At 69.4% G+C, this 23052-nt stretch carries 21 protein-coding genes and 1 tRNA gene; 17 read left to right on the forward strand and 5 right to left on the reverse strand.

Going from position 1 to position 23052, the window contains the following annotated elements:
• Window positions 1-191 precede the first annotated feature (191 nt).
• The 4 genes from DBV35_RS08100 to DBV35_RS08115 all read left to right on the forward strand — a co-directional run bounded on the left by DBV35_RS08100 (window position 192) and on the right by DBV35_RS08115 (window position 4146).
• Window positions 192-1079, forward strand: coding sequence for a tyrosine recombinase (locus DBV35_RS08100; protein WP_108659656.1), 888 nt, complete (start codon window positions 192-194; stop codon window positions 1077-1079).
• An 85-nt stretch (window positions 1080-1164) separates the two neighbouring features.
• A complete protein-coding gene (locus DBV35_RS08105) occupies window positions 1165-2121 on the forward strand; it encodes an acetyl-CoA carboxylase carboxyltransferase subunit alpha (RefSeq protein ID WP_108659657.1) in 957 nt (318 codons plus the stop codon).
• Window positions 2122-2267: 146 nt separating this feature from the next.
• Entirely contained in the window at window positions 2268-3779 is a 1512-nt protein-coding gene (locus DBV35_RS08110) for a L,D-transpeptidase family protein (protein WP_108659658.1), read from the forward strand.
• Window positions 3780-3984: 205 nt separating this feature from the next.
• Window positions 3985-4146 (forward strand): YqaE/Pmp3 family membrane protein, encoded by a 162-nt coding sequence (locus DBV35_RS08115; protein WP_108659659.1) that lies wholly within the window; start codon window positions 3985-3987, stop codon window positions 4144-4146.
• A gap of 127 nt (window positions 4147-4273) precedes the next feature.
• Here the strand turns inward: DBV35_RS08115 and DBV35_RS30150 are convergent, their stop codons facing one another.
• Entirely contained in the window at window positions 4274-4438 is a 165-nt protein-coding gene (locus DBV35_RS30150) for a hypothetical protein (RefSeq protein WP_157961633.1), read from the reverse strand.
• A gap of 209 nt (window positions 4439-4647) precedes the next feature.
• Window positions 4648-5265 (reverse strand): LysE family translocator, encoded by a 618-nt coding sequence (locus DBV35_RS08120; RefSeq protein ID WP_108659660.1) that lies wholly within the window; start codon window positions 5263-5265, stop codon window positions 4648-4650.
• A 130-nt stretch (window positions 5266-5395) separates the two neighbouring features.
• On the opposite strand from DBV35_RS08120, the gene DBV35_RS08125 reads away from it, so the two are divergent.
• Window positions 5396-5854 (forward strand): Lrp/AsnC family transcriptional regulator, encoded by a 459-nt coding sequence (locus tag DBV35_RS08125; RefSeq protein ID WP_108660622.1) that lies wholly within the window; start codon window positions 5396-5398, stop codon window positions 5852-5854.
• A gap of 65 nt (window positions 5855-5919) precedes the next feature.
• The gene (gene cysS, locus DBV35_RS08130; protein ID WP_108659661.1) at window positions 5920-7287 is read left to right on the forward strand and encodes a cysteine--tRNA ligase; all 1368 of its coding nucleotides are present in this window, start codon (window positions 5920-5922) and stop codon (window positions 7285-7287) included.
• A 60-nt stretch (window positions 7288-7347) separates the two neighbouring features.
• On the opposite strand, the gene DBV35_RS08135 is transcribed toward cysS, so the two are convergent.
• The 3 genes from DBV35_RS08135 to DBV35_RS08140 form a co-directional block, all read right to left on the reverse strand.
• Complete coding sequence (locus DBV35_RS08135) at window positions 7348-7950, reverse strand: LOG family protein (RefSeq protein ID WP_108659662.1); 603 nt, start codon at window positions 7948-7950, stop codon at window positions 7348-7350.
• An 85-nt stretch (window positions 7951-8035) separates the two neighbouring features.
• Window positions 8036-8191: a hypothetical protein gene (locus DBV35_RS30155; protein WP_157961634.1), complete on the reverse strand. Its 156-nt coding sequence runs from the start codon at window positions 8189-8191 to the stop codon at window positions 8036-8038.
• Window positions 8192-8465: 274 nt separating this feature from the next.
• The gene (locus tag DBV35_RS08140) at window positions 8466-11201 is read right to left on the reverse strand and encodes a cellulase family glycosylhydrolase (protein ID WP_170134890.1); all 2736 of its coding nucleotides are present in this window, start codon (window positions 11199-11201) and stop codon (window positions 8466-8468) included.
• Window positions 11202-11377: 176 nt separating this feature from the next.
• On the opposite strand from DBV35_RS08140, the gene DBV35_RS08145 reads away from it, so the two are divergent.
• The 11 genes from DBV35_RS08145 to DBV35_RS08195 all read left to right on the forward strand — a co-directional run bounded on the left by DBV35_RS08145 (window position 11378) and on the right by DBV35_RS08195 (window position 23042).
• Window positions 11378-11451: transfer RNA gene (locus tag DBV35_RS08145), tRNA-Cys, on the forward strand.
• 46 nt (window positions 11452-11497) lie between these two features.
• Window positions 11498-12169, forward strand: a complete 672-nt coding sequence (locus DBV35_RS08150; protein WP_108659664.1) for a protein-L-isoaspartate O-methyltransferase family protein — start codon at window positions 11498-11500, stop codon at window positions 12167-12169.
• 204 nt (window positions 12170-12373) lie between these two features.
• Window positions 12374-13708, forward strand: a complete 1335-nt coding sequence (locus tag DBV35_RS08155) for a TolC family outer membrane protein (protein WP_108659665.1) — start codon at window positions 12374-12376, stop codon at window positions 13706-13708.
• A 222-nt stretch (window positions 13709-13930) separates the two neighbouring features.
• On the forward strand, window positions 13931-15052 hold the full coding sequence (locus tag DBV35_RS30865; protein WP_157961635.1) for a DUF2497 domain-containing protein: 1122 nt from the start codon (window positions 13931-13933) through the stop codon (window positions 15050-15052).
• Window positions 15053-15163: 111 nt separating this feature from the next.
• Window positions 15164-16282 carry a c-type cytochrome biogenesis protein CcmI gene (ccmI, locus tag DBV35_RS08165; protein ID WP_108659667.1) on the forward strand — a complete coding sequence of 373 codons (1119 nt, stop codon included), beginning with the start codon at window positions 15164-15166 and terminating at the stop codon, window positions 16280-16282.
• A 17-nt stretch (window positions 16283-16299) separates the two neighbouring features.
• Window positions 16300-16812, forward strand: coding sequence for a cytochrome c maturation protein CcmE (gene ccmE / locus DBV35_RS08170; protein WP_108659668.1), 513 nt, complete (start codon window positions 16300-16302; stop codon window positions 16810-16812).
• Between the two features lie 27 nt (window positions 16813-16839).
• Entirely contained in the window at window positions 16840-18831 is a 1992-nt protein-coding gene (locus DBV35_RS08175; RefSeq protein WP_108659669.1) for a heme lyase CcmF/NrfE family subunit, read from the forward strand.
• On the forward strand, window positions 18828-19298 hold the full coding sequence (locus tag DBV35_RS08180) for a cytochrome c-type biogenesis protein (protein WP_108659670.1): 471 nt from the start codon (window positions 18828-18830) through the stop codon (window positions 19296-19298). Before DBV35_RS08175 ends, DBV35_RS08180 begins: the two co-directional genes overlap by 4 nt.
• Before the next feature lie 38 nt (window positions 19299-19336).
• Window positions 19337-20563: a bifunctional alpha/beta hydrolase/OsmC family protein gene (locus DBV35_RS08185; RefSeq protein WP_108659671.1), complete on the forward strand. Its 1227-nt coding sequence runs from the start codon at window positions 19337-19339 to the stop codon at window positions 20561-20563.
• A 186-nt stretch (window positions 20564-20749) separates the two neighbouring features.
• Window positions 20750-22288, forward strand: coding sequence for a Do family serine endopeptidase (locus tag DBV35_RS08190; RefSeq protein ID WP_108659672.1), 1539 nt, complete (start codon window positions 20750-20752; stop codon window positions 22286-22288).
• A gap of 73 nt (window positions 22289-22361) precedes the next feature.
• Entirely contained in the window at window positions 22362-23042 is a 681-nt protein-coding gene (locus tag DBV35_RS08195) for a response regulator transcription factor (RefSeq protein WP_108659673.1), read from the forward strand.
• Window positions 23043-23052: the final 10 nt, after the last annotated feature.

A 23052-nucleotide genomic window follows, 5' to 3' on the forward strand; every position in this document is an offset into this window, starting at 1 on the left:
ACAATCCATCCGTGACGCAGCCTGCTGCCGAACGCGCGGGTCGCAGTCAAGCCCAGCCGGCGCCGCAGCGGCGCGGCCGGGGCGGGCGCGCGGCCTCCACAGGGGACGATCGGTAAAGTTTGATCGACTTCCCTCACGCCGCTGAAATCCGTGATCGGCCACTCTCCGGGCTCGTTCTGGAGAGGCAATCGATGTCCCTGGCCGCAGAAGCCTTCCTGGAGATGATGGCGGTGGAGCACGACGCCTCGCCCCACACCATCGAGGCGTACCGGCGGGATCTCACCTGTTTCGACGAGGTCTGCCGCGCGCGCGGCGTCGTGTCCGAGGCGGCGGGGGAGGCGGACCTGTCGGCCTTCCTCCAGTCGATGTCGGCGCGTGGCGAAGCGAAGACGACGCAGAACCGGCGCCTCTCCGCCGTGCGCCGCTTCATGCGCTTCCTCTACGCGGACGGACGGCGCGGGGACGACCCCGGCGCGCTCGTCGACGGCCCCAAGCGGCCGAAATCGCTCCCCAAGATTCTGTCGATGGACGAGGTGCGCCGTCTCCTCACCGTCGCGGAGGAGGCGGCCGAGGCCGGCGGCGCCGCGCCCGCGCGCCGCTCCGCGCTTCTCGAACTCCTCTATGCCGGGGGGCTGCGCGTCTCCGAGCTCGTCTCGCTCCCCGAATCGGCCGTGAACGACAAGCGCGAGGCGATGATCGTGCGCGGCAAGGGCGACAAGGAGCGCCTCGTGCCGCTGACGGAGGCTGCGCGCCGGGCCGTTGCGCGCCACCGTGCCGCACGCGGGCCCTCGCCGAACCGCTATCTCTTCCCCGCGCGCTCGCGCGAGGGGCACCTGACGCGACAGGCCTTCGCGCGCGAACTGAAGGCGCTCGCCGCCGCCGCGGGGCTCCCGGCCGCCAAGGTGTCACCCCACGTCCTGCGGCACGCCTTCGCGACGCACCTCCTCGTCAACGGGGCGGATCTGCGCGTCGTCCAGACACTTCTGGGCCACCAGGACATCTCGACGACCGAGATCTACACGCACGTGCAGAGCGACCACCTCGTCGCCGTTCTCAACGACTGTCACCCGCTCGCCTGACCGGCGAATTGAACGCGTTTGGCTTGACAGGCCGCGTCACCAACTTAAGGGTCCGCCTCGTCCTTAACAGCCGCGACCTTGGTGCATGCGTACTTTCCTCGAATTTGAGAAACCCGTCGCCGACGTGATCGGCAAGATCGAGGAGCTGCGCACGCTCGGCGGGAGTTCGGCCGTGGACGGGGGCGACGAGATCGCCAAGCTCGAGGACAAGGCCGAGAAAGCGCTCGCCGAGCTCTACGCGAAGCTGACGCCGTGGCAGAAGACCGAGGTCGCGCGCCATCCCGACCGGCCGCACACCTCCCACTATCTCGCCCGCCTCGTGGATGATTTCACGCCGCTCGCCGGCGACCGCGCCTTCGCGGACGATGCGGCGATCGTCGCCGGCGTCGGCCGCTTCAACGGCCGCTCGGTCGCCGTCCTCGGCCACGAGCGCGGATCGGACACCGAGAGCCGGCTGCGTCACAATTTCGGCATGGCCCGGCCGGAGGGCTACCGCAAGGCGAAGCGCATCATGCAGCTCGCCGAGCGCTTCCGCCTGCCGGTGATCACGCTCATCGACACTGCCGGCGCCTATCCGGGCATCGGCGCGGAGGAGCGCGGCCAGGCTGAGGCCATCGCCCGCTCGACCGAGCAGGCGCTGACCCTCACCGTGCCGAGCGTCGCCATCATCATCGGCGAGGGCGGATCGGGCGGCGCCCTCGCGCTCGCCTCGGCGAACCGCGTCCTGATGCTGGAGCACGCGATCTACTCGGTGATCTCGCCCGAGGGCGCGGCCTCGATCCTGTGGCGCGACGCCGCGCGTGCGCAGGAGGCCGCCGCCAACATGAAGATCACCGCGCAGGACCTGTTGCGGCTCGGGGTGATCGATTCCATCATCGAGGAACCGCTCGGCGGCGCCCATCGCAATCTCGGGCAGACGATCGAGCGTGTCGGCGCCGCCATCGAGGCGTCGCTCTCCGAGCTGTCCCAGCTCGACGGTCCGGCGCTGAAGGCGTCGCGCGCCGAACGCTTTTTGGCCATCGGACGCACGCTCGAGACTTGAGCGTTGCGCGCGCGCAACAGCGCGCCATTCACAGGTGGACAAGCCGTCGCCAAGGAACGTTGACGGTTTGTAAACCGGCCCCACACAGGGTACACGCCAGCAACGGTGGTCAGTATTGTCGCCACCGTGGATCGCGGGATGAACGCATGCACTATGATGCAGTCCGCAAGCCGACCGACCGCCGGATGAGTGTTCCCGGCCTCCTGCGCCGCCTCCGAGGCCCGGTTCTCGCGGGTGGGCTGGTGTCGCTCGCCCTCGCGGGGTGTCAGGTCAGCGAATTGTCGACCGCGGCCCACCTCGCCCCCGTCCCCTCCGCCCTCGCGACCAAGATCGACCGGATGGGCATGAGCGTGCGCTCGCCCATCCTCCTGCGCATCTACAAGGAAGAGTCGGTCCTCGAGGTCTGGAAGCAGGATCGCGCGGGCAAGTACAAGCTTTTGAAAGAGTACGAGATCTGCGCCTGGTCGGGCGAACTCGGCCCGAAGCTGAAAGAGGGCGACCGTCAGGCGCCCGAAGGGTTCTACACGGTCACGCAGGGCCTGATGAACCCGAACTCCAGCTATCACCTCGCGTTCAATCTCGGCTTCCCGAACACGTATGACCGCAGCAACGGGCGCACCGGCTCGTTCATCATGGTCCACGGCGATTGCTCCTCGCGCGGCTGCTACGCGATGGACGACCAGCAGATCCAGGAAATCTACGCCCTCGCGCGCGAGGCGTTCGCCGGCGGCCAGAAGGGCTTCCAGGTCCAGGCCTTGCCCTTCCGCATGACGCCCGAGAACATGGCGCGTCACCATGACAGCAAGAATCTCGAATTCTGGGAGATGCTGAAGGACGGGTCGGACCATTTCGAGGTGACCGGCCAGGAGCCGCGCGTCGACGTGTGCGGCCGCAAGTACGTCTTCAACGCGCGTCCGGCCGGCGGCTCCTTCGTGCCGACCGCCTCGTGCCCCGACTACACGGTCGAGGCGCAGATCGAGCAGCTCGTCGCCGCGAAGCGCAACGCCGACCTCGAGAAGCGCAAGGTCGCGATCGCGCGCGACGACAACCGCAAGGAGCGCGAAGAGCGCTGGGCGGCCCGCGAGAAGCAGATCGCGACGATGTTCAACAACAGCCGCAGCGGTGCGGACGAGCCGCCCGCCGCCACCCCCGCGGCCGCGGAGACCACGGTCGCGAGCGCGACCGCCGGCGATCTCGGCGCCGCGCCCTCCACGGGCGGCACGCCGATGCCGCGCCCCTCGCCGCGCGGCACGACCGCCGCGATGGAGACGAAGTCGGGCGGCGGCTTCCGCATCCCGAACCCCTTCGCCCGCAAGGACGAGCCCGTGGCGTCGGTCGCCGCCGTCGAGGCGACGCCGGTCGCGCCTGCGGCTCCCGCTGCGCCGGCGCCCGCCGCCACTGCGGCCGCTCCGTCGAGCCAGTCTCTGCCGGGCGTCGCCGTCTCCTCCACCGCCGGCGTCGCCGCCGCGCCGCCCGCAGCGCCGACCGCGCCCGCCGCGCAGGCCCAGGCGCAAGCCCAGGCGAGCGACACCGCGACGAGCACCGCCCCGCCCGCCGCCCTCGGCTACGCGGCCGACGAGGAGGAGGGGGGCTTCCTCTCCAACGTCTCGAAGGGCAGCAAGAGCCTCTTCCGCCGCGCCGGCAGCCTCTTCAACTGAGGCGCGGCCCGCGCACCCGCGCGGACGGACGACACGAAAAAGCGCCCCGCCGGCATCCGGCGGGGCGCTTTTGTTTCATCTTCGCGACCAGATCCGCCGCCAGGACGCGCGTGACGCGTCAGGGATGCGACGAAACGATCAATCTCACGATTGAATGGATCTTTCTGCCGACTTCTTCGTTCATCGAGAAACGAAGGAGTGTTCCATGGCCGATCTGATCCGCATCCTGTGCGCGGTCTTCCTGCCGCCGCTGGGCGTTTTCCTGCAGGTGGGACTGACGCTGCAGTTCTTCATCAACATCGTGCTGACGCTGCTCGGCTTCTTCCCGGGCATGATCCACGCGCTGTGGATCATCGCGCGCCGCTAAAGCGTCCCGCGCGTTCGCGCGCGGATAAGAGGCTCTCGATCCTTGATGGAGAGCGGCGCCTTCTCGCGCGATGCGCGACGAAAAGGCAAATCGCCGGCGGCGGGTCTCTCCCGCCGCCCGCGCCCCCTCAGCTCCCGGTGACGGGGTTGGCCGTGCTCTCGCAGCCGATCTGGCTGCCGCAGCGCTCGGAGACGGTCCAATGGTCCGCCGCGCTGACCGCCAGGAAGACGGGGCCGAGCAGGATCACGCACAGAACGGCGACGGCCGTCAGGGCCCCCAGGGCACGTTGCATATTTGGTCTCCCGTTCGCCGATCCGGCGCAAATCGTGAGAGCGTCCGGACCGTATCACTCCGCGCGGGCCAAACACGCCGCGCGTTGACTATCAGTTGCGCCTCTTTCGTCGATTGACCAAGAGGCGTTTGCCAACGTCCGCAGCCTGGCGTTTCCACTCCATTGGCCGCTTCGTTCAAATTATCCCTTCCGCGTTTGGACCTTCATCGTCAACCGACGAGGACCGGGACGAGCGAGGCGAGGAGGAGGGCGGCCATCAGGATGTTGAAGGCCCTCATCGCGCGCCGCGTCGCGAGAAACCGCCCGATGGACGCGCCGAGCGCCGCCCAGGCGAGGGTGCTGGCGAAGGTCATCCCGCCGAAGATCAGCGCAAAGAGCACGGACAGTGTGACGCGCCCCGCGCCGGCCTCCGCCCCGCCATAGGTGACGACCGCGCCGCCCACCATCACCCACAATTTCGGATTGACGAGCTGGAGGAACGCCCCTTGCGCGAAGGAGGTGGGCGCCGTCCCCGCTGCGCCGGGCCCGTCGGTATCCACGGGCGACGGCGTGGCATTCGCGATCGTCCATGCGAGCCACGACAGATAGACGATCCCCGCCCATTTCAAGACGCGGCCCACCGCCGGGTCGGCGACCAGGGACGCCCCGAACGCCGCCGTCGCGAGCATGATGGAGGCGACCCCGACGGCGATGCCCGCCATCAAGGGCAGGCTGCGGGCCATGCCATGGCGCGCGCCCGACGCAGCCGCGATCGTGTTGTTGGGGCCGGGGGTGGCCGCCATGGCGAAGGCGAAGCCCAACACCCCGGCGAGCCATCCAGTGTCCATGGACCATCCTCCGGTGCCGATCGGCAGACGCTACCGGAGAGGGCCCGCAATAGGATTGCGTTGTTGCGCGGTTTTCCCCCATGTTTAGCATTGGAAGGTGCCAATGCCGAAGATTTTGGAATCGGATGCCATGAATCTGGACGACATCGACAGGCGCATCCTACGCGAGCTTCAGCGGGACGGGCGGGTTCAGAACAACGAGCTCGCCAAGCGCGTCGGCCTCTCGCCCTCGCCCTGTCTGCGCCGGGTGAAGCTGCTGGAGGCGAGCGGCATCATCAGCCGCTATGTCGCCGTCCTCGATCAGGGGAAGGTCGGCCTCCAGCTCTCGATGTTCGCGCGCGTCTCGCTGGTCGCGCAGGACGCGGAGACGATCGACCTCTTCATCGCGGCGATGCGGACGCTGCCGGAGGTGGTCGAGTGCTACATCATGCTCGGCGAGAGCGACGCGCTTCTGCGCGTGGTGGTGCGCGACCTTGCGGACTATCGCCGCTTCCAGGCGACGCACCTCACGCGCAAGAACGGCATCCAGAACGTGAAGACGGACGTGCCGAGCGAGGTCGTGAAGCAGACCTTCGCCCTGCCGGTCTGAAGCGCCCGCGTCCGGCGCGACGCGATCCGTTGCCTTGTCCCCCGTCTCGCTGTACGGCGAGCGTCATGGAACCGCTCTTTCTCTATGACACCCGCACCCGCTCAAAGGCGGAGTTCGCGCCCGCAGACCCGCGAGACGTGCGGCTCTATGTCTGCGGTCCCACGGTCTATGACCTCGCGCACATCGGTAACGCGCGCCCGATCATCGTCTTCGACGTGCTGTTCCGCGTGCTGCGCGCCCGCTATGGCGCGGACGCGGTCACCTATGTGCGCAACATCACCGACGTCGACGACAAGATTAACGCGCGCGCGGCCGAGCGGGGGATCGACATCCGCACGCTGACCGAGACGACGCTCGCCGACTTCCACGCCGACCTTACCTCCCTCCACACCCTGCCGCCGACGCACGAGCCGCGCGCGACGGACAATATCGACGGCATGGTCTCGATGATCGAGACACTGGTCGCGAACGGGCACGCCTATGTCGCGTCCGACCATGTGCTCTTCGCGGTCGCCTCGGTCGACACCTACGGCAGCCTCTCCAAGCGCTCGCTCGACGAGATGGTGGCCGGGGCGCGGGTCGACGTCGCGCCCTACAAGCGCGATCCGATGGACTTCGTCCTGTGGAAGCCGTCGAAGCCCGGCGAGCCGGCCTGGCCGAGCCCGGCGGGCATCGCGGTGGGCGGACGGCCGGGCTGGCACATCGAGTGCTCGGCGATGGCCGCGCGCTATCTCGGCGAGACGTTCGACATCCACGGCGGCGGCATCGACCTCGCCTTTCCCCATCACGAGAATGAGCGGGCCCAGTCCTGCGCGGCCTTCGGCGTGAAGGAGATGGCGCGGGTGTGGATGCACAACGGCTTCCTCCAGGTGGAGGGGCGCAAGATGGCGAAGTCGGAGGGCAACTTCATCACCATCCGCGACGCGCTCGGCCGGATGAGCGGCGACACGCTGCGCCTCGCGATGCTGATGACCCACTATCGCCAGCCGATCGACTGGACCGACCAGCGCGTCCAGGAGGCGCGGGGGCTCCTCGCCTCGTGGGCGGCGGCCGCCGAGGGGGTGGCCCCTGCGGCCGAGGCGGACGCCGAAGTGGTCGCGGCGCTCTCCGACGATCTCAACACGCCCGCCGTGGTGACGCGCCTCTCCGAGCTTCAGCGCACCGCGCCCGACGCGCTCGCGCCGAGCGCGATGCTCCTGGGGATCGACCTTGCCCGCGTCGCGGAGGCGATCGCGGCGGGGGAGGCGGCGAAGAGTGCGGCGCTGACGGTCGACGTCGACGCGCTGATCGCCGAGCGCCTCGCCGCGCGCGCGGCAAAGCGCTTCGACGAGGCCGACCGCATCCGCGACCAGCTCCTCGCCGAGGGCATCGCTTTGAAGGATGGGAAAGACGAGAACGGCGCGCCGATCACCACCTGGTCGTTCACCAGCTAGCACGGCGACGGGAAGGCGCGGGCGGCAAGCCCGGCCTTCACCGGCCCCGTTCGAACGGCGCTAGAGGCGCCGCAGCATCGCCTCGCGCGGGCTGCGCTCGGCGTGAAGCTTGGAGTGGCGCGAGACGAGGGTCGGGATCACCTCGGCGATCTCGTCCACAACGTCATAGCTCACCTCCCAGCCGGGCCGGATGAAGCCGGACGCGGACATGTGGGTGATCAGCTCGCTGAGGGGGGCCCAGAAGTCGGCGACGTTCGCGAGAACGATCGGCTTCTCGTGCTGGCCGAGCTGTGACCAGGTCATCATCTCGACCACTTCTTCGAGCGTGCCCACGCCGCCGGGGAGGGCGACGAACGCATCGGCTCGCTCGAACATGATTCGTTTGCGCTCGTGCATGTCCTCGGTGACGATCAGCTCGGACACGTCGCGCAGCATGACCTCGCGGTCATGCAGGAATTGAGGGATCACGCCCACGACATGCCCCCCGGAGGAGAGCACCGTGTGCGCGATCCGGCCCATCAGGCCGAGGGACCCCCCGCCATAGACGAGGCTGATCCCTGCTTCGGCAAGGGCCACACCAAGTTCGTCGGCCGCGGCGACGAATGCCGGGTTATGGCCAGTGGACGAACCGCAATAGACACATACGCTTTTCAAGTCGTGCATGGGTGAAAGGCTAGCATGAGGCCCGAGGCCTTGCACCAGATTCTATCGTGTCGCTCGCGGTTCGTTTTCGCGTGGCTGTGGGGCGTCAGTTCGACGGGGCGGGCGTCGTCGCCGGGGCCGGCGTGGTCGTGGCGGCGGGCTCCACCATCGGGGCCGCGTCGAAGTAGCCCATGAAATAGGCGGCGCCAGCGATGATCAGGGCGATGATCACGAGGGTCACGATGATGTTGCTCACGCTCATTGGGTTTTCTCGCTCCAGCTCGGCGGTCCTGGCGCCGCCAGGCCGCGGTTGTGCCCCGCCCGGGTTCGGACGAGGCTTTGGCGATCGCGCGCCCGCGCCATGCCGGAAAGCAGAACGCTGGAAGGCGCCAACCGTTCGCGTTCCCTGATGTCGCAGGTGCGGCGCACCCGGTTGGGGCCGGGAACGCTCACACTCCATCAAGTGGGGCGAGCATAGACGATGGGCAACATGGCGTCGAATGCATCATAGCCGGAAGAGAAAGGATCTTGCGCGGTCAGCGCACCGCCAATTCCACATTCGCTCTGGCAAGGAGCGCGTCCAGGCTGACATTTGCGGCGTCCGCAATGAAACCGAAGTTGATTGACGTGCCGGGCGCGATGCTCGCGTTCCAATCGACATTTTGCATCACGACACGGCCGTTGCTTTCCGACAGGAGCGTCACGTTCCAGCTCTGCGTGATGGCGAAGGGGAGGTTGATGCCGAGCTCCCACCCGTTCACCGGCGCGTCCGACACGTTGCGGATCACGACGTTGAAGAGCGTGCCGTTCGACCACTGGTCCTCGAGCACGATGTCGATGGTGAGCTGGGGCGGGGCGTCGACGGAGGGGGCGACGCTGATCTCGCCGCCGCCGGGCGCGGTCGCTGGCACCGTCGCGACCGCGCGCCCGGTGCGGATCTCGGCCCCGCTCGCGCGGGTGAGGGCGAGGGCGAACCGGTCGGCGGGGTTCGCCTGGCCGAGACCCACCTCCAGCACCGCCTCACGCTCGCCGCGCGGGATCACGAGCGTCCCGTTGGTGGCGTCGGCGCCGGCGCCCTCGGCGCTGATCGAGAAGGCGATGTCGACGTCGCGCTGGGCGGGCTCGGACAGGACGATCCGGAACATTGCCGCCGCCGACGGGTCGGGCACCACCGTGCTCGCGACGTCGACGAAGGGGAGGGCGGCGGCCGGCGGCGCGTCGGCGGTGATGACCGCCGTCCCCGAGCCGCGCAGCGTGCCCGCCCCGCCGACGGTCAGATAGAAGAAGCGGTCCCCCGCCGGCGCGTCGAGCGGTAGGACGGGGACGGTGACCGACTTGCGCTGCTGGCCGGGCGCAAAGGTCAGCGTGCCGGCCGTCGCCACATAATCGACGCCGGCGAGCGCCGTGCCGTCCGCCGTTGCATATTTGAGGACCGTCTCGGCCGTGGCGGGCGCCTCCAGCACGATGTCGAACACCGCCGCGTTCGCCCGGCCTGCGACGCTGGAGAAGCCGACATCGGGCCGCGTGCGCGCCAGATACGGATCGAGCAGCGACAGGACCGGGCGGCGCAGCGTCATCCAGTCGTCCTGGTAGAGGCCGCCGGTGTCGCCCGAGTTCGGATTCAGCGCCCACCACATTGCCGGGATGTCGTTGCGCGTGAGGTAGCTCGAGATCGCGCGCGTCCAGCTCCGGTCGGCCTCGGTCTGGAGGAGCGAACCCCATTCGCCGATCAGCACCGGGGCGATGTTCTCCTCGGCGAGATAGCCCCAGTTCGTGCGGAACTTGTCGTCGAGATTGCTGCCGTCGGCGAACCAGGGCTGGGCGTAGACCGAGGGCGGATAGTCGTGCGCGGAGTAGACGAGGCGGTTCGGGACCGAGAGGCGCACGGGCCGGTCGGCCGCGCCCTGGAGGTTGCCGCCCCACCAATAGGGGTCGCCGTCATAGACGGAGATGCCTTCCACCACGATCAGCCAGTTGGGCGCGATCGCGAGGACGGCGTTGCCGATCCGCTCGGCGGCGGCCGCCCAGTCGGTCGGCGCGCCGTCGCCCCAGGTGCCGGCGTGCGGCTCGTTGACGAGGTCGGCCCCGATCACCGCCGGCTTGTCGCGATAGCGCCGCGCCATCGTCTGCCAGACCGAGATGACGTCGGCCTCGGTGAAGCCGCCGTCGCCGTACCAGAGGCCATTGTCGTTCGGCCCGTCCCCGGCCGGCCCGCGGTGATAGTCGAGGAGGATGCGCAGCCCGATCCGGTTCGCATAGTCGACGATCGCGTCGAGGATCTCGAGCCCGTTGAGGCCGACGAGGTCGGGGTTGAGGGCGGGGTCGATGCCGCTCGGCTGCCCACCGCCGGTGCGCACGAGCTCGCCCGAGAACGGGATGCGCACGAGGGTGAAGCCGAGCGACTTCACGTCGTCCATCATCGTGCGCCAGTTGCGCGCCCAGAGCCCGTGCGGGGCCGAGATGTCCGTCTCCAGCCCGAACCAGTTGATGCCGTTGAGGATCGCGGGGTTGCCCGCCGCGTCGAGGATGGTCGCGCCGCGCGTCGTGAAGGGGCCCGGCGCGAAGACCGCGCCCGGCAGCCCCGCGCGCGTGCCCTTGGTGCGCTCGACCGTGACGCCGGCGACGGAGAGAGGGGCGGTGGGCGGCGTCGGGCTCGCCGAGACCTGGCCGAGGAGCTTCGCCCCGCTGGCGGCCGCGGGCGCGGTGGAGGGCGCGACCGGTGCGGCCGGCGCTCCGGGCTGGCGCAGCGATCCGATCGGCGGCGGCCCGGCCGATGGCGGCGAAGGGAGGCCCGGCGCGGGGGCGGCGCCGGCGGGCGCGGCGGGGGCCACGCGCGTGCCGGAGGGGACGGCGGTGGAGACCGACAGGAGGCGGAACGCGTTCGAGCCGTCGACCTGCATGCCGAACTCTACCACGTCGCCTTGCGCGAGGCGGCGGTTGTAGTCGACCGCGCCGACGGTGTAGCGCGTCCCGGTCCGGCCGATGATCTCAGCGTTCCAGATGTTGATGATCTGGCCGCCCACATCGATCTCGACGCGCCAGTCCTCGACCGCGCCGGTCGCGTCGAGCGTGAGGTCGACGAGGCCGCCTGTTCCCCAGCTTTCGCGCAGCGCGGCGCGGACCTCGGCCTGCGGCGAGGCGACGCTTGCCGCCGCGACCTCGAACGCGCGCGCGGGCTGTGCGAGCGTGCCGAATGTCAGCGACAGCAGGATTGTGAGGACGATGTTGGCGGCCGCGATCCGGCCAAGCTCCGTGTGATGGTGGGAAAACACCAGATACGGCCTCGCATTAGACTGTCGGTGGGACATCTGCCCCGGCGCTAAGATGTCAAGGCAAGTGTCGCACGTCTTAAATGCTGTTGGCCACAGCCTATGGCTTGCGCCAAGTGGGCATGAACAGCGCAGCGAGGCTTGTCGCGCTGAAACGTTTGGCGTAGGGAACACGGCGCGGCGACGTGGCGGAGTGGTTACGCAGCGGACTGCAAATCCGTGTACGCCGGTTCGATTCCGGCCGTCGCCTCCACCCCACAATCCGCGAGCGCTCCGGCTCGCGCCACTTGGAGATGGGCATGGGCGACGAGGCGGTGCTTCGCACGCGAATGGTCAACAATCAGCTTCGCACCTTCGATGTGACGGACCATCGCGTCCAGGACGCGTTCCTGACCGTCGAGCGCGAACGCTATGTGCCGGCCGATGAGCGCGCCATCGCCTATTCGGACGAGGCGATCGCCATCTCGCGCGACGCGATCGGCCGCCCCTCCCGGACCATGACCGCGCCGGCCATTCTCGGCCGTCTCCTCCAGCTCGCCCGCGTCGGCGAGGAGGATGTCGTGCTCCTCGTCGGGGCAGGGCTCGGCTATACGGCCGCGGTTCTCGGCAATCTCGCGAGTTCGGTGATCGCGCTCGAGAGCGATCCGGACCTTGCCGAGCGCGCGACGCGCCTTCTCGAAGAGGCGGACGTCACCAATGTCGCCGTCGTCACCGGCCCCTTGCCGGAAGGCTATCCGTCCGAGGCCCCGTTCGACGTGATCTTCGTCGACGGCGCGATCCAGACCGAGCCGACCGCGCTTCTGGAGCAGCTGAAGGACGGCGGACGCCTCGTCGCGATCGAGGGCGAGGGGCTTTCCGGATGCGCGCGGATCTACACCAAGGGGACCGCCTCGGTCTCCTCGCGCACGGCGTTCAATGCGGCCGCTGGAACACTCCCAGGTTTTGCGAAAGAGGCCTCCTTCGTCTTCTGACGAGGCTGTGGATCTTGCCAACATCTTAACGGGCGTTGCGCAAATGCCTCACCGCTGAAAGGCTTGGCGTTCCGCGGGCTTCCGAAGCGCTGCGAACACTGGCCTCCGACCCCGGCTCGCCATTAGGAAGGTGGCGTAGTCACTGAGGGTACGGTCGCAATGGTCAGAGTGAATAGAGTCGGCATTGCAGCGGTGGCGTGTACGATGCTCGTCGCGTTCGCGCCGACGGCTCAGAGCCAGACTCTGACCGAATCGCTAGCTGCTGCCTACAACACCAATCCCACTCTCAATGCGGCCCGGTCGCGTCTGCGTGCGATCGACGAGAACATCGCCATCGCCCGCTCCGGCAACCGGCCGCGCCTGTCTGCTGCCTTCAGCCAGGAAACCAACACCTCCCGCATCGTCGGCGACCGCGGCTTCCGCGGCACTTCCGGCAGCAACCCGACACAGGTCGCGCTCCAGCTCACCCAGCCCCTCTTCCAGGGCTTTCAGGTCCGCAACACGATCCGCCAGTCCGAATCGGCGGTGAAGGCCGAGCGCGCCTCCCTCCAGAACACCGAGCAGAGCGTCCTCTTCGACGTCGCGACCTCGTTCGAGGACGTGATCCAGAACCGCTCCATCGTCTCCCTGCGCGAGAGCGACGTGGAGTTCCTCACCGCCCAGGTGCAGGCCGCGCAGGACCGCTTCGAGGTCGGTGAAGGCACCCGCACCGACGTCAGCCAGGCCGAGGCCCGCCGCGCCCAGGCCGTCTCCGCGCTTGCCTTCGCCCGCGCCAACCTCTCCTCCAGCGAAGCGACCTACCGCCAGCTCACCGGTCTCGACGCGCGCAACCTGAAGAACAATTTCAACGTCGAGCGGCTGCTGCCGAAGAGCCTCAACTCGGCGATCGATATTGGCCAGCAGGGCCACCCGGCGATCATCGCGACCCTTTTCGACGTCGACACCGCGATGTTCAACGTGAAGGCCATCGAAGGCCAGGCACTGCCCTCGGTGAACGTGACGGGCCAGCTCTCCACGACGTGGAACCAGCAGACGAACGTCGACCGTCAGGACGCCGCCTCGCTCGGCCTCAACGTGTCGGTTCCGATCTATCAGGGCGGCCTCATCGCGGCGCAGACGCGCCAGGCGAAGGAGCAGCTCGGCACTTCGCGCATCCAGGTCGACCTGACGCGCGACCAGGTCCGCCAGAACACGGTCGCGTCCTGGGCATCCTATGACGCCTCGGTCCGGTCGATCTTCGCGGCCCGCACGGGTGTCTTCGCCGCCCAGCTCGCCCTCCAGGGCGTCGTCGAAGAGCAGCGCGTCGGTCAGCGCACCACGCTCGACGTTCTCGACGCGCAGCGCGACCTCGTGTCCGCCCAGGTGACCCTCGTCCAGTCCGAGCGCGACAAGGAAGTCGCCGCCTTCGCGCTCCTCGGCGCGATCGGCCGCCTCGGCGTCGAGACGCTCGGCCTCCAGGTCGCCGTCTACCGCCCGCAGGAACACACCGACGCCGTGCGCGACAAGTGGTTCGGCTTCCGCACGCCGGACGGCCGCTGACCCCATCTCCACCGTTCGACGAAACAAGGCGGCCCTCGGGCCGCCTTTTTCTTTGGGCAATCTTCCCGGCGCCGCGCGGCCGGACTTCGGGCGCATGATCTGTGAACTCAGCCGCGTTTACGCGATCGCAACGGTTGGTCGGAGCGGTCGGATGATACCATCGACCCCGTGAAAGATGATTCGCGGGCCCTTGGCGGGGCGGGAGGGACGATGGAGGATCTGTTGGCATCGATCCGAAAGATCATCGCCGACGAGGCCGGTGCGGAGATGTCCGCCGCCGCCTCACGGATGCACGCCGCCCGGACCCGGTCGGACCGCGTCGAGCCCGGCGCCTACGCGCCGCCGGCCGAGCGATCACCCGAATCCATCGAGCGCTCGGTGAGCGCCGCCTTCGACAATCTCGACCTCACCGAGGAGGACGAGATCGACGAGGCGATCGCCTCGCTGCCGGAGATCGACGACGACGACCCGGACGAGGACGCGCTGACGAGCATCGCGCGCGCCATCGCCGCCGAGTGCGAGGTGCGTCGCTCGCGCCCCGGCGCGGAGCAGAGCGGCTGGCCGCGGCGGGAGGATCGTCACGCCGAGTGGTCGCCGGTGGTGCTCTCGGAGCCCGACATCGACGAGACCTATGCCGCCGAGGATTGCGAGGGCCGCGTCGCCGACGCGATCCCGCTTGACGAGGACGAGGCCACCTTCGTCGGCCGCGCCCGCGCGGCGGCGCCCGAGCCCGAGCCGGTGCGCATCGCCCAGCCGGCCCCCGTCCACAGCCGGCTCGCCGCGCTGAAGAGCGCCTTCCAGCCCCAGCACGCGCCGCAGACCCATACGCAGGGCGAGGCCGACGCCGCCGCCCGCGCCGCGATGAAGCCGCGGCCGAGCCCGCTCGGCACGCGCACCTCGCCGGCGGCGAGCGAGGCCGTCGCGCCGCAGCGCCCGCAGCCGGCCCGCCCGCAGCCCCAATCCCAGCCGCCGCGCGCGACGCCCGTCGCCGAGGAGGCAGCGTTCGACGACACACACGCATTCGAGACCGATCATAGGATGGACGACATGAGCGAGACCGTCATGGACTCGAAGATCGACGCGGAAGGCAACGTCTTCCGCCGCGCGGCTCCGCGCGCGGAGATGGACGACAGCCTCACGAGCCAGAAGACGCGGCAGTCGGTGACGAACTCGCTCGACCAGCTCTCGCGCACGATCCTGTCGAACAACCCGCGCACGCTCGAAGACCTCGTGCGCGACATGGTGCGCCCGCTGCTGCGCGAGTGGCTGGAGGCGAACCTGCCCGACATCGTGGAACGCCAGGTTCGCCAGGAGATCGACCGCGTCGCCTCGCGCGGCCGCTGAGACCATCCCGTCGCCCTCCGTCCAGCCCGGCCGGAGGCGCGACGATGGGGCCAGTCTAGAGCGACTATAGAAGACTTGCGTCGCTTCGCGGCTCGACGCACTTAGTGGCCGATGATCCTCTGGTTCGCTCTCGCCGCACTCCTCGCGCTGACGCTCGTCGTCCTCGTGCGCCCGCTGGTCGGGGCCGACCCGCACCTCGCGGGCAATGACGATGCCGACGTCTATGCCGCGCAGCTCGATGAGGTCGAGGCCGACCGCGAGCGCGGGCTGATCAGCGCGGAGGACGCCGCCTCCGCCCGCACCGAGATCGCCCGCCGTCTCCTGCGTGCCCGCCGTGACGGCGGGGCGCGGCCCGAGGGCCGCCGCCGCCGCTGGGGCGCGGCCGGGATCGTCGGCGCCTTCGTCATCGCCTTCTCCGTCGCCGCCTATGGCTGGATCGGCTCGCCCACCTATGGCGACCAGCCGCTCGCCGCGCGCACCCCGCCGGAGACCAACGACCTCGCGACCATGCTCGCACGCGCGGAGGAGCGCCTCGCCGCGCAGCCGGACGACGGGCGCGGCTGGGCCGCCGTCGCGCCGGTCTATCTGCGCATGGGCCGCTTCGACGATGCGGCCGAGGCCTACGCCAATGCCGGCCGCACGCTCGGCGAGAGCGCCGCCTTCCTCACCGGCGAGGGCCAGGCGCTGACGCTCGCGAACGACGGCGCCATCACCGACACCGCCCGCGCCCGCTTTGCCCGCGCGAGCGAGATCGAGCCTGCCGCCCCGGCGCCGCAGATCTTCCTCGCGATCGACGCCCGCCAGCGCGGCGACATCGCGGACGCGGCGAACCGCTGGCGAACCCTCCTTGAGACGAGCAATGGCAGCGAGCCGTGGCTCCCAATCGCGCGCGCCGAGATCGCCCAGCTGCCGGGCTCCCCGCTCGCCGACATCGCGCCCCCGGCCGCCGCGCCGGCGCCGGGCCCGACGCCCGAGGCCGTCGCCGCGGCGAGCGCCATGTCGGACGAACAGCGCGCGCAGATGATCGAGGGCATGGTCTCGGGGCTCGCCGCCCGTCTCGACGCGGACGGCGGGACCGCGGCCGAGTGGATCCGCCTCGTCAACGCCTACCGCGTCCTCGGCCGCGAGGCCGACGCCGCGGCGGCGATCGAGCGCGCCATGGCGGCGCTCCCGGACGCCGACCGCGCCGCCTTCGCCGAGGCCGTCAACACGAACAAGAGCGTGGAGTAGAGGATGGAGCGCAAGCGGTGAGGGGCAGTGGTCGAAAACGGCGCCGTCTCGTTCTCGTCGGCGTCGCGGGCGTCGCGCTCGCGGGGGCGGCGGCGCTCGTCTTCTATGCGCTCGGCGATCGCATCACCTACGCGCCGACGCCGACGGAGCTCGCGGCTGGCCATCACGCGGCCGGCACGCGCATCCGCCTCGGGGGGCTCGTGGAGGAGGGGTCGGTGGTGCGCGGGGCGAACGGGGCGGTGAGCTTCAACGTCACCGACACCGTGAACCGCATCCCCGTCACCTATGTCGGCATCCTGCCCGACCTCTTCCGCGAGGGGCAGGGCGTCGTCGCCGAGGGCGTGCTGGAGACGTCCGGCGGGCTCGCCGCAGACAGCGTCCTTGCCCGCCACGACGAGACGTATATGCCGAAGGAGGTCGTCGACGCTCTCAAGGCGCAGGGGCGCTGGCAGGAGGACGCGACGACCGCCGGGATGGTCGGCAAGACCGGGACCGCCGCCGCGGGCGAAGCCGCACCGCAAGGCCAATGAGATGAACGGCGAGGGGAGGCCGGGGCCATGTTGAACGAAATCGGCCACTACGCACTCGTCCTCGCGCTCGGCGTCGCGATCATCCAGTCCGTCGCCCCGATCCTCGGTGCGCGCCTCAAGGACGGGCGGCTGATGGCGATGGCCGCGCCCACCGCCGGGCTCACCTTCCTCCTCGTCGCGCTCTCCTTCGCGGCGCTGATGGCGGCCTATGTCCGGTCCGACTTCTCGCTCGTCAACGTGTTCGAGAATTCGCACTCCTCGAAGCCCCTGATCTACAAGATCTCCGGCGTGTGGGGGAACCACGAGGGGTCGATGCTCCTGTGGGTGCTGATCCTCACCCTCTTCGGGATGCTCGCGGCGAGCTTCGCGAAGCAGATGCCGCCCAGCCTGCGCGCGACCGTCGTCTCCGTGCAGGGGTGGGTCGCCTCCGCCTTCCTCCTCTTCGTGCTCGCCACCTCGAACCCGTTCGCCCGGATGATGCCGGCCCCGATCGAGGGCAACGACCTCAACCCGCTCCTCCAGGATATCGGTCTCGCGATCCATCCACCGCTTCTCTATGTCGGCTATGTCGGCTTCTCGATCGTGTTCGCCTTCGCCGTCGCCGCCCTCATCGAGGGCCGGCTCGACGCGGCGTGGGCGCGCTGGGTGCGGCCCTGGACGCTGATCTCGTGGATCTTCCTGACGCTCGGCATCGCGATGGGGAGCTACTGGGCCTATTACGAGCTCGGCTGGGGCGGCTGGTGGTACTGGGATCCGGTCGAGAACGCCTCCTTCATGCCCTGGCTCGCGGGGACGGCGCTCCTCCATTCGGCCGCCGTCATGGAAAAGCGCGACGCGCTGAAGGTGTGGACGGTGCTTCTCGCCCTCATCACCTTCTCGCTCTCCCTTCTCGGCACCTTCCTGGTGCGCTCGGGCGTCCTCACCTCCGTCCACGCCTTCGCCTCGGACCCGACGCGCGGCGTCTTCATCCTCACCATCCTGTCGATCTTCATCGGCGGCTCGTTCGCGCTCTTCGCGCTGCGGGCGGGGGCGCTGAAGGCAGGCGGCGCCTTTGCTCCGATGAGCCGCGAGGGCGCGCTCGTCTTCAACAACGTGTTCCTGACGACGGCGTGCGCGACCGTCCTCGTCGGCACGCTCTATCCGCTCGTCCTCGAGACGCTGACGGGGGAGAAGATCTCCGTCGGTCCGCCCTTCTTCAACATGACCTTCATCCCGCTGATGGTGCCGCTCCTCGTTGCGATGCCGTTCGGGCCGCTGCTCGCCTGGAAACGGGGCGACGTCGCGGCGGCGGCCGAGCGGCTCATCGTGGCGGCCGTGGTTGCGGTCGTGGGCGGGGCGCTCGCCGCCTGGATCGCGGGGGAGGAGACGGCGCTCACCGCCGCCCTCGGCACAGCGCTCGCGGCCTTCCTCATCGTCGGCAGCTTCGCCGAGCTTGCGCTGCGGACCGGGAGCGCGGACTCGCTGTCGGCGCGCCTCAGGCGCCTCGCGCACCTGCCGCGCCCGATCTGGGGCGCCGCGCTCGGCCATCTCGGCGTCGGACTCACGGTCCTCGGGATCGTGTCGCTCTCGGTCTTCGAGACGGAGGTGATTCGCGACATGGGGCCGGGTGATTCGGTCGAGATCGCCGGCTACACGCTGACCTTCGAGCACGCCGAGCAGCGCGAGGGGCCGAACTATACGGACGCGACGGCGATCTTCGCCGTCTCGCGTGGCGGGTCGCGCATCACCACCATGGAGCCCGCGCGGCGCGTCTATCCGGTGCGGCAGATGCCGACCACGGAAGCCGCGATCAAGACGTTCGGCCTCTCCCAGCTCTACGTCACCCTCGGCGAGGTGCACGACAACAACACCGTCGTCGTCCGCCTCTTCAACAAGCCGCTGGTCCTCCTCATCTGGCTCGGCGCCGTGGTGGCGGCGATCGGCGGGACGGTCTCGCTGACCGACCGGCGCCTGCGCATCGGGCTGCCGGCCCCGGCGCGCCGGCGTGTCGCGGAAAAGCCCGCCGAGGCGTCGGCGTGAGGCGCGTCCTCCTTCTCGCCCTGGCGCTCCTCGTCGCCGCCCCCGCCTTTGCGGCGAACCCGGACGAGATGCTGTCCGACCCCGCGCTCGAGGCGCGGGCGCGGGAGATCTCGCAGGAGGTGCGCTGCCTCGTCTGCCAGAACCAGTCGATCGACGCCTCGGACGCGGAGCTTGCACGGGACCTGCGCATCCTCGTGCGCGAGCGCGTCAGCGCGGGCGACACGAACGAAGAGGTGCTGAACTATCTCACCGACCGCTACGGCGCCTTCGTCCGCCTGCGGCCACCCTTCACCGCGTCGACGCTCCTGTTGTGGGGCGCACCGCTCTTGATCGTGATCATCGCGCTCGGGGCGGGCGGGCTCTATCTGCGCAGCCGCCGCCAGCCGGCCGCCGACGTGGACGCGCGGCTCACCGAGGCGGAGGAGGCGGAACTCGCCGCGCTCCTCGCCGAACGCGACAAGGGCTGACCCGGCGGGAAGACCGGCAGGCAAGGAGGACGGCGCGAATGGACAGGCTCGAGGTCGAAGGGGCGCTCGGCGCCAAGCTGTCCGTCAGGATCGACCGGCCCGACGGGCCGCACAGTGCGGTCGCGCTCTTCGTCCACTGCTTCACCTGCGGCAAGGACATCTTCGCCGCGCGCGACATCGCCCGCCAGCTCGCCGCCGAGGGCTTCGCCTGCGCCCGGTTCGACTTCACCGGGCTCGGCTCCTCCGAAGGCGAGTTCGCCTCGACCGATTTCTCCTCCAATGTCGGCGACATCCTGAAGGTGGTCGACGCGCTGCGCGACACGCTCGGCGCCCCGCAGCTTCTCATCGGCCATTCGCTCGGCGGGGCGGCGGTGCTCGTCGCCGCGCGGGCGGTGAAGGAGGTGCGCGCGGTCGCCACCATCGCCGCACCGGCCGACGCCGCGCATGTGAAGAAGACGCTCGACGCGGACCTCGCCCGGATCGAGAGCGAGGGCCAGGCGAGCGTGCGGCTCGGCGACCGCGCTTTCACGATCCGCCGCGAGTTCATCGACGATCTCGACCGCCACAGCGTGACCGACGCCGTCGCCGGGCTGAAGGCGGCGCTCCTCGTTCTCCACGCGCCGCGTGATTCGGTGGTGGGCATCGAGAACGCGACGGAAATCTTCCTCGCCGCCAAGCACCCGAAGAGCTTCGTCTCCCTCGACGACGCCGACCATCTCCTTTCCAACCACGACGATGCGCGCTACGCGGCGGAGGTGATCGCGGCCTGGGCGCTGCGCTATGTCGAGGCGCCGGCGCGGCCGATGCGGCGCCTGGAGGAGGAGGCGGTGCGCATGGGCGCGCTCGCGACCTCGGCCGGCGGCGCCTTCCGCACCGAGATCGCGCTCTCCGGCCATTCCCTCGTCGCCGACGAGCCGAAGGATGTGGGCGGGGAGGGGAGCGGGCCGACGCCCTACGATCTCCTCGCGGCGGGCCTCGCCGCCTGCACGCTGATGACGATGCGCCTTTATGGCGCACGCAAGGGCTGGACCGTCGACGCGACCGTCAGCGTCGACCACGGCAAGGTCCACAAGGAGGATTGCGACGACTGTGCGGACGGCCGCGCGGGCAAGGACGGGCGAATCGATCGCTTCGAGCGCCACATCCATTTCGGCCCCGGCACGGACCCCGGCCACCGCGCCCGCCTTCTCGAAATCGCCGACCGCTGCCCCGTCCACAAGACGCTGGAGCTCGGTGCCGTGGTCGTCACCAAGGCGCAGCCTTAGATTTCTGTCACATCGCGAAATATTAAGAAATCGCGCCCACGAATCCGGTCTCGAAAGTGTCTCGGCGGGTCGGGAGATCGCAGCTTACGAAATGGTCACGCGGCGGACAGCGCGGTGTAATGTATTCAATCCTAACTTCATCGCGAACCCGCTCGACGGGTATTCCGATTCCGATAGGAGAACTCAATGGCATTGGACCTGACTAAGGCCACGAAGCGACGCACGAGCGCGCTGCTTGTTGGAACCTTCCTGTTGGGTGCGGCGGGTGCGGCCTTCCTCGAGGGGCAGACGTCGACCCCCGCCTTCGCGCAGAATCTCTCCGAGCAAGTGACGCCGAATTACGAGCGTGGCGCGCCCGGCTTCGCCGACATCGTGGACCGCGTCAGTCCGGCGGTCGTCTCCATCCAGGTGAAGAGCCGCGCCCGCCCGCAGCTCTCCGGCTTCGGCATGGAAGGCTCGCCGTTCGAACGCTTCTTCGATGATTTCGAGCGCCGCTTCGGCCAGCAGGAAGGCCGTCGCGCCCCCTTCAACAATCGCGGTGGCGGCCAGGAGCGTCGCCAGTTCTCGATGGGCCAGGGCTCCGGCTTCCTCATCTCGTCCGACGGCTATGTCGTGACCAACGGCCACGTCGTGGACGGCGCCGAAGAGGTCGACGTGATCCTGCAGGACGGTGAAGTCCTCAGCGCCGAAGTCATCGGCGTGGACGACAAGACCGACCTCGCGCTGGTGAAGGTCTCCCACGACAAGGACTTCCCCTTCGTGTCGTTCGCCGACAAGGAGACGCGCGTCGGCGACTGGGTCGTCGCCGTCGGCAACCCGTTCGGTCTCGGCGGCACCGTGACGGCTGGTATTGTGTCCGCACGGGGCCGCGAGATCGGCGCCGGTCCGTATGATGATTTCATCCAGATCGACGCCCCCATCAACCGCGGCAACTCCGGTGGCCCGACCTTCAACCTCAACGGCAACGTCGTGGGCGTGAACACCGCGATCTACTCGCCGTCGGGCGGCTCGGTCGGCATCGGCTTCGCGATCCCCGCCTCGATCGCCGCCGACGTCATCGACGACCTGAAGGACGACGGCACGGTCACCCGTGGCTGGCTCGGCGTTCAGATCCAGCCGATCACCCCGGAGATCGCCGAGAGCCTCGGCCGTGATTCGATCATCGGCGCGCTCGTGACGGAGCCGCAGGCGGGCAGCCCCGCCGAGAAGGCCGGCCTTCGCCCCGGCGACGCGATCGTGTCGGTCGACGGTGAAGACGTCGAGGGGCCGCGCGATCTCGCCCGTACCATCTCGGGCCGCTCGCCGGACGAGAAGGTCAACCTCCAGGTCTGGCGCGACGGCAAGATGGAGACGGTCGAGGTCACCCTCGGCAAGCTCAACGCCGACGAGCCGGAGCAGGCCTCGAACAAGCGCACCAGCTCGAACCGCGATGACGATGCCGCGGACCTCCTCGGCATGACCCTCGCCCCGACCTCCGATGTCGGCATCGACGGGCCCGGTCTCGCGGTCGTCGAGGTCGATCCGGAGGGCGCCGCGGCCGAAGCCGGGATCCGCGTCGGTGACGTGATCCTCCAGGCCGGCGGCAGCGATCTCGCCTCGGCGGGCGATCTCGAAAGCGGGATCAATGCGGCGGGTGGCGAAGGCCGCAAGAACGTGCTTCTCAAGCTCCAGAGCGGTGAGAACACACGCTTCGTCGCCCTTCCGGTCACCGGCGAGCGCGGCTGAGGCCGGCTCACCATATCGAGACGAACGGGTCGGACGCGCGAGCGTCCGGCCCATCCATGCAAGAGCGGGCGTTATGAAAGTTCTGATCGTTGAGGACGACGACGACGCTGCGGCCTATCTCGCCCGTGGCTTGACCGAAGCCGGTCACGCGACCGACGTGGCCGAGGAGGGGGAAGCCGGCCTCGAGCTGGCCCTCGACAACGATTATGACGTCCTGATCGTCGACCGGATGCTGCCGCGGCTCGACGGTCTCTCGCTCATCGAAACGCTCCGCAGGAAGGAGCGGCAGGTGCCGATCCTGGTGCTCTCCGCACTCTCGCAGGTCGACGACCGCGTGAAGGGGCTGAGGGCCGGCGGCGACGATTATCTCACCAAGCCCTACGCTTTCACCGAGCTTCTGGCTCGGGTGGAGGCGCTCGCGCGGCGCAAGCAGTCGGCCGACTTCGAGGCCGTCTACCGCGTTGGCGATCTCGAGCTCGACCGGCTCTCCCACACGGTCAATCGAGCCGGGAAGCCCGTGGTGCTTCAGCCGCGCGAGTTCCGCCTTCTCGAATATCTGATGCGCCATGCCGGCCAGGTCGTCACCCGCACGATGCTCCTCGAGAACGTGTGGGACTATCATTTCGACCCGCAGACCAACGTGATCGACGTGCATATCTCGCGCTTACGCGGCAAGATCGATAAGGCTTTCGAGCGCCCGCTCCTTCATACGGTGCGTGGCGCAGGCTATGTGATCCGCGCGGATGCCGAGTAAGGAGACGGGC

This window comes from Acuticoccus kandeliae, from assembly GCF_003073115.1.

Bases quoted from the DNA above. Each gene is read 5' to 3' on its own strand.
- DBV35_RS08100 (WP_108659656.1), top strand. From the start codon at position 192: ATGTCCCTGGCCGCAGAAGCCTTCCTGGAGATGATGGCGGTGGAGCAC.
- DBV35_RS08105 (WP_108659657.1), top strand. From the start codon at position 1,165: ATGCGTACTTTCCTCGAATTTGAGAAACCCGTCGCCGACGTGATCGGC.
- DBV35_RS08110 (WP_108659658.1), top strand. From the start codon at position 2,268: ATGCACTATGATGCAGTCCGCAAGCCGACCGACCGCCGGATGAGTGTT.
- DBV35_RS08115 (WP_108659659.1), top strand. From the start codon at position 3,985: ATGGCCGATCTGATCCGCATCCTGTGCGCGGTCTTCCTGCCGCCGCTG.
- DBV35_RS30150 (WP_157961633.1), bottom strand. From the start codon at position 4,438: ATGCAACGTGCCCTGGGGGCCCTGACGGCCGTCGCCGTTCTGTGCGTG.
- DBV35_RS08120 (WP_108659660.1), bottom strand. From the start codon at position 5,265: ATGGACACTGGATGGCTCGCCGGGGTGTTGGGCTTCGCCTTCGCCATG.
- DBV35_RS08125 (WP_108660622.1), top strand. From the start codon at position 5,396: ATGAATCTGGACGACATCGACAGGCGCATCCTACGCGAGCTTCAGCGG.
- cysS (WP_108659661.1), top strand. From the start codon at position 5,920: ATGGAACCGCTCTTTCTCTATGACACCCGCACCCGCTCAAAGGCGGAG.
- DBV35_RS08135 (WP_108659662.1), bottom strand. From the start codon at position 7,950: ATGCACGACTTGAAAAGCGTATGTGTCTATTGCGGTTCGTCCACTGGC.
- DBV35_RS30155 (WP_157961634.1), bottom strand. From the start codon at position 8,191: ATGAGCGTGAGCAACATCATCGTGACCCTCGTGATCATCGCCCTGATC.
- DBV35_RS08150 (WP_108659664.1), top strand. From the start codon at position 11,498: ATGGGCGACGAGGCGGTGCTTCGCACGCGAATGGTCAACAATCAGCTT.
- DBV35_RS08155 (WP_108659665.1), top strand. From the start codon at position 12,374: ATGCTCGTCGCGTTCGCGCCGACGGCTCAGAGCCAGACTCTGACCGAA.
- ccmI (WP_108659667.1), top strand. From the start codon at position 15,164: ATGATCCTCTGGTTCGCTCTCGCCGCACTCCTCGCGCTGACGCTCGTC.
- DBV35_RS08175 (WP_108659669.1), top strand. From the start codon at position 16,840: ATGTTGAACGAAATCGGCCACTACGCACTCGTCCTCGCGCTCGGCGTC.
- DBV35_RS08185 (WP_108659671.1), top strand. From the start codon at position 19,337: ATGGACAGGCTCGAGGTCGAAGGGGCGCTCGGCGCCAAGCTGTCCGTC.
- DBV35_RS08190 (WP_108659672.1), top strand. From the start codon at position 20,750: ATGGCATTGGACCTGACTAAGGCCACGAAGCGACGCACGAGCGCGCTG.
- DBV35_RS08195 (WP_108659673.1), top strand. From the start codon at position 22,362: ATGAAAGTTCTGATCGTTGAGGACGACGACGACGCTGCGGCCTATCTC.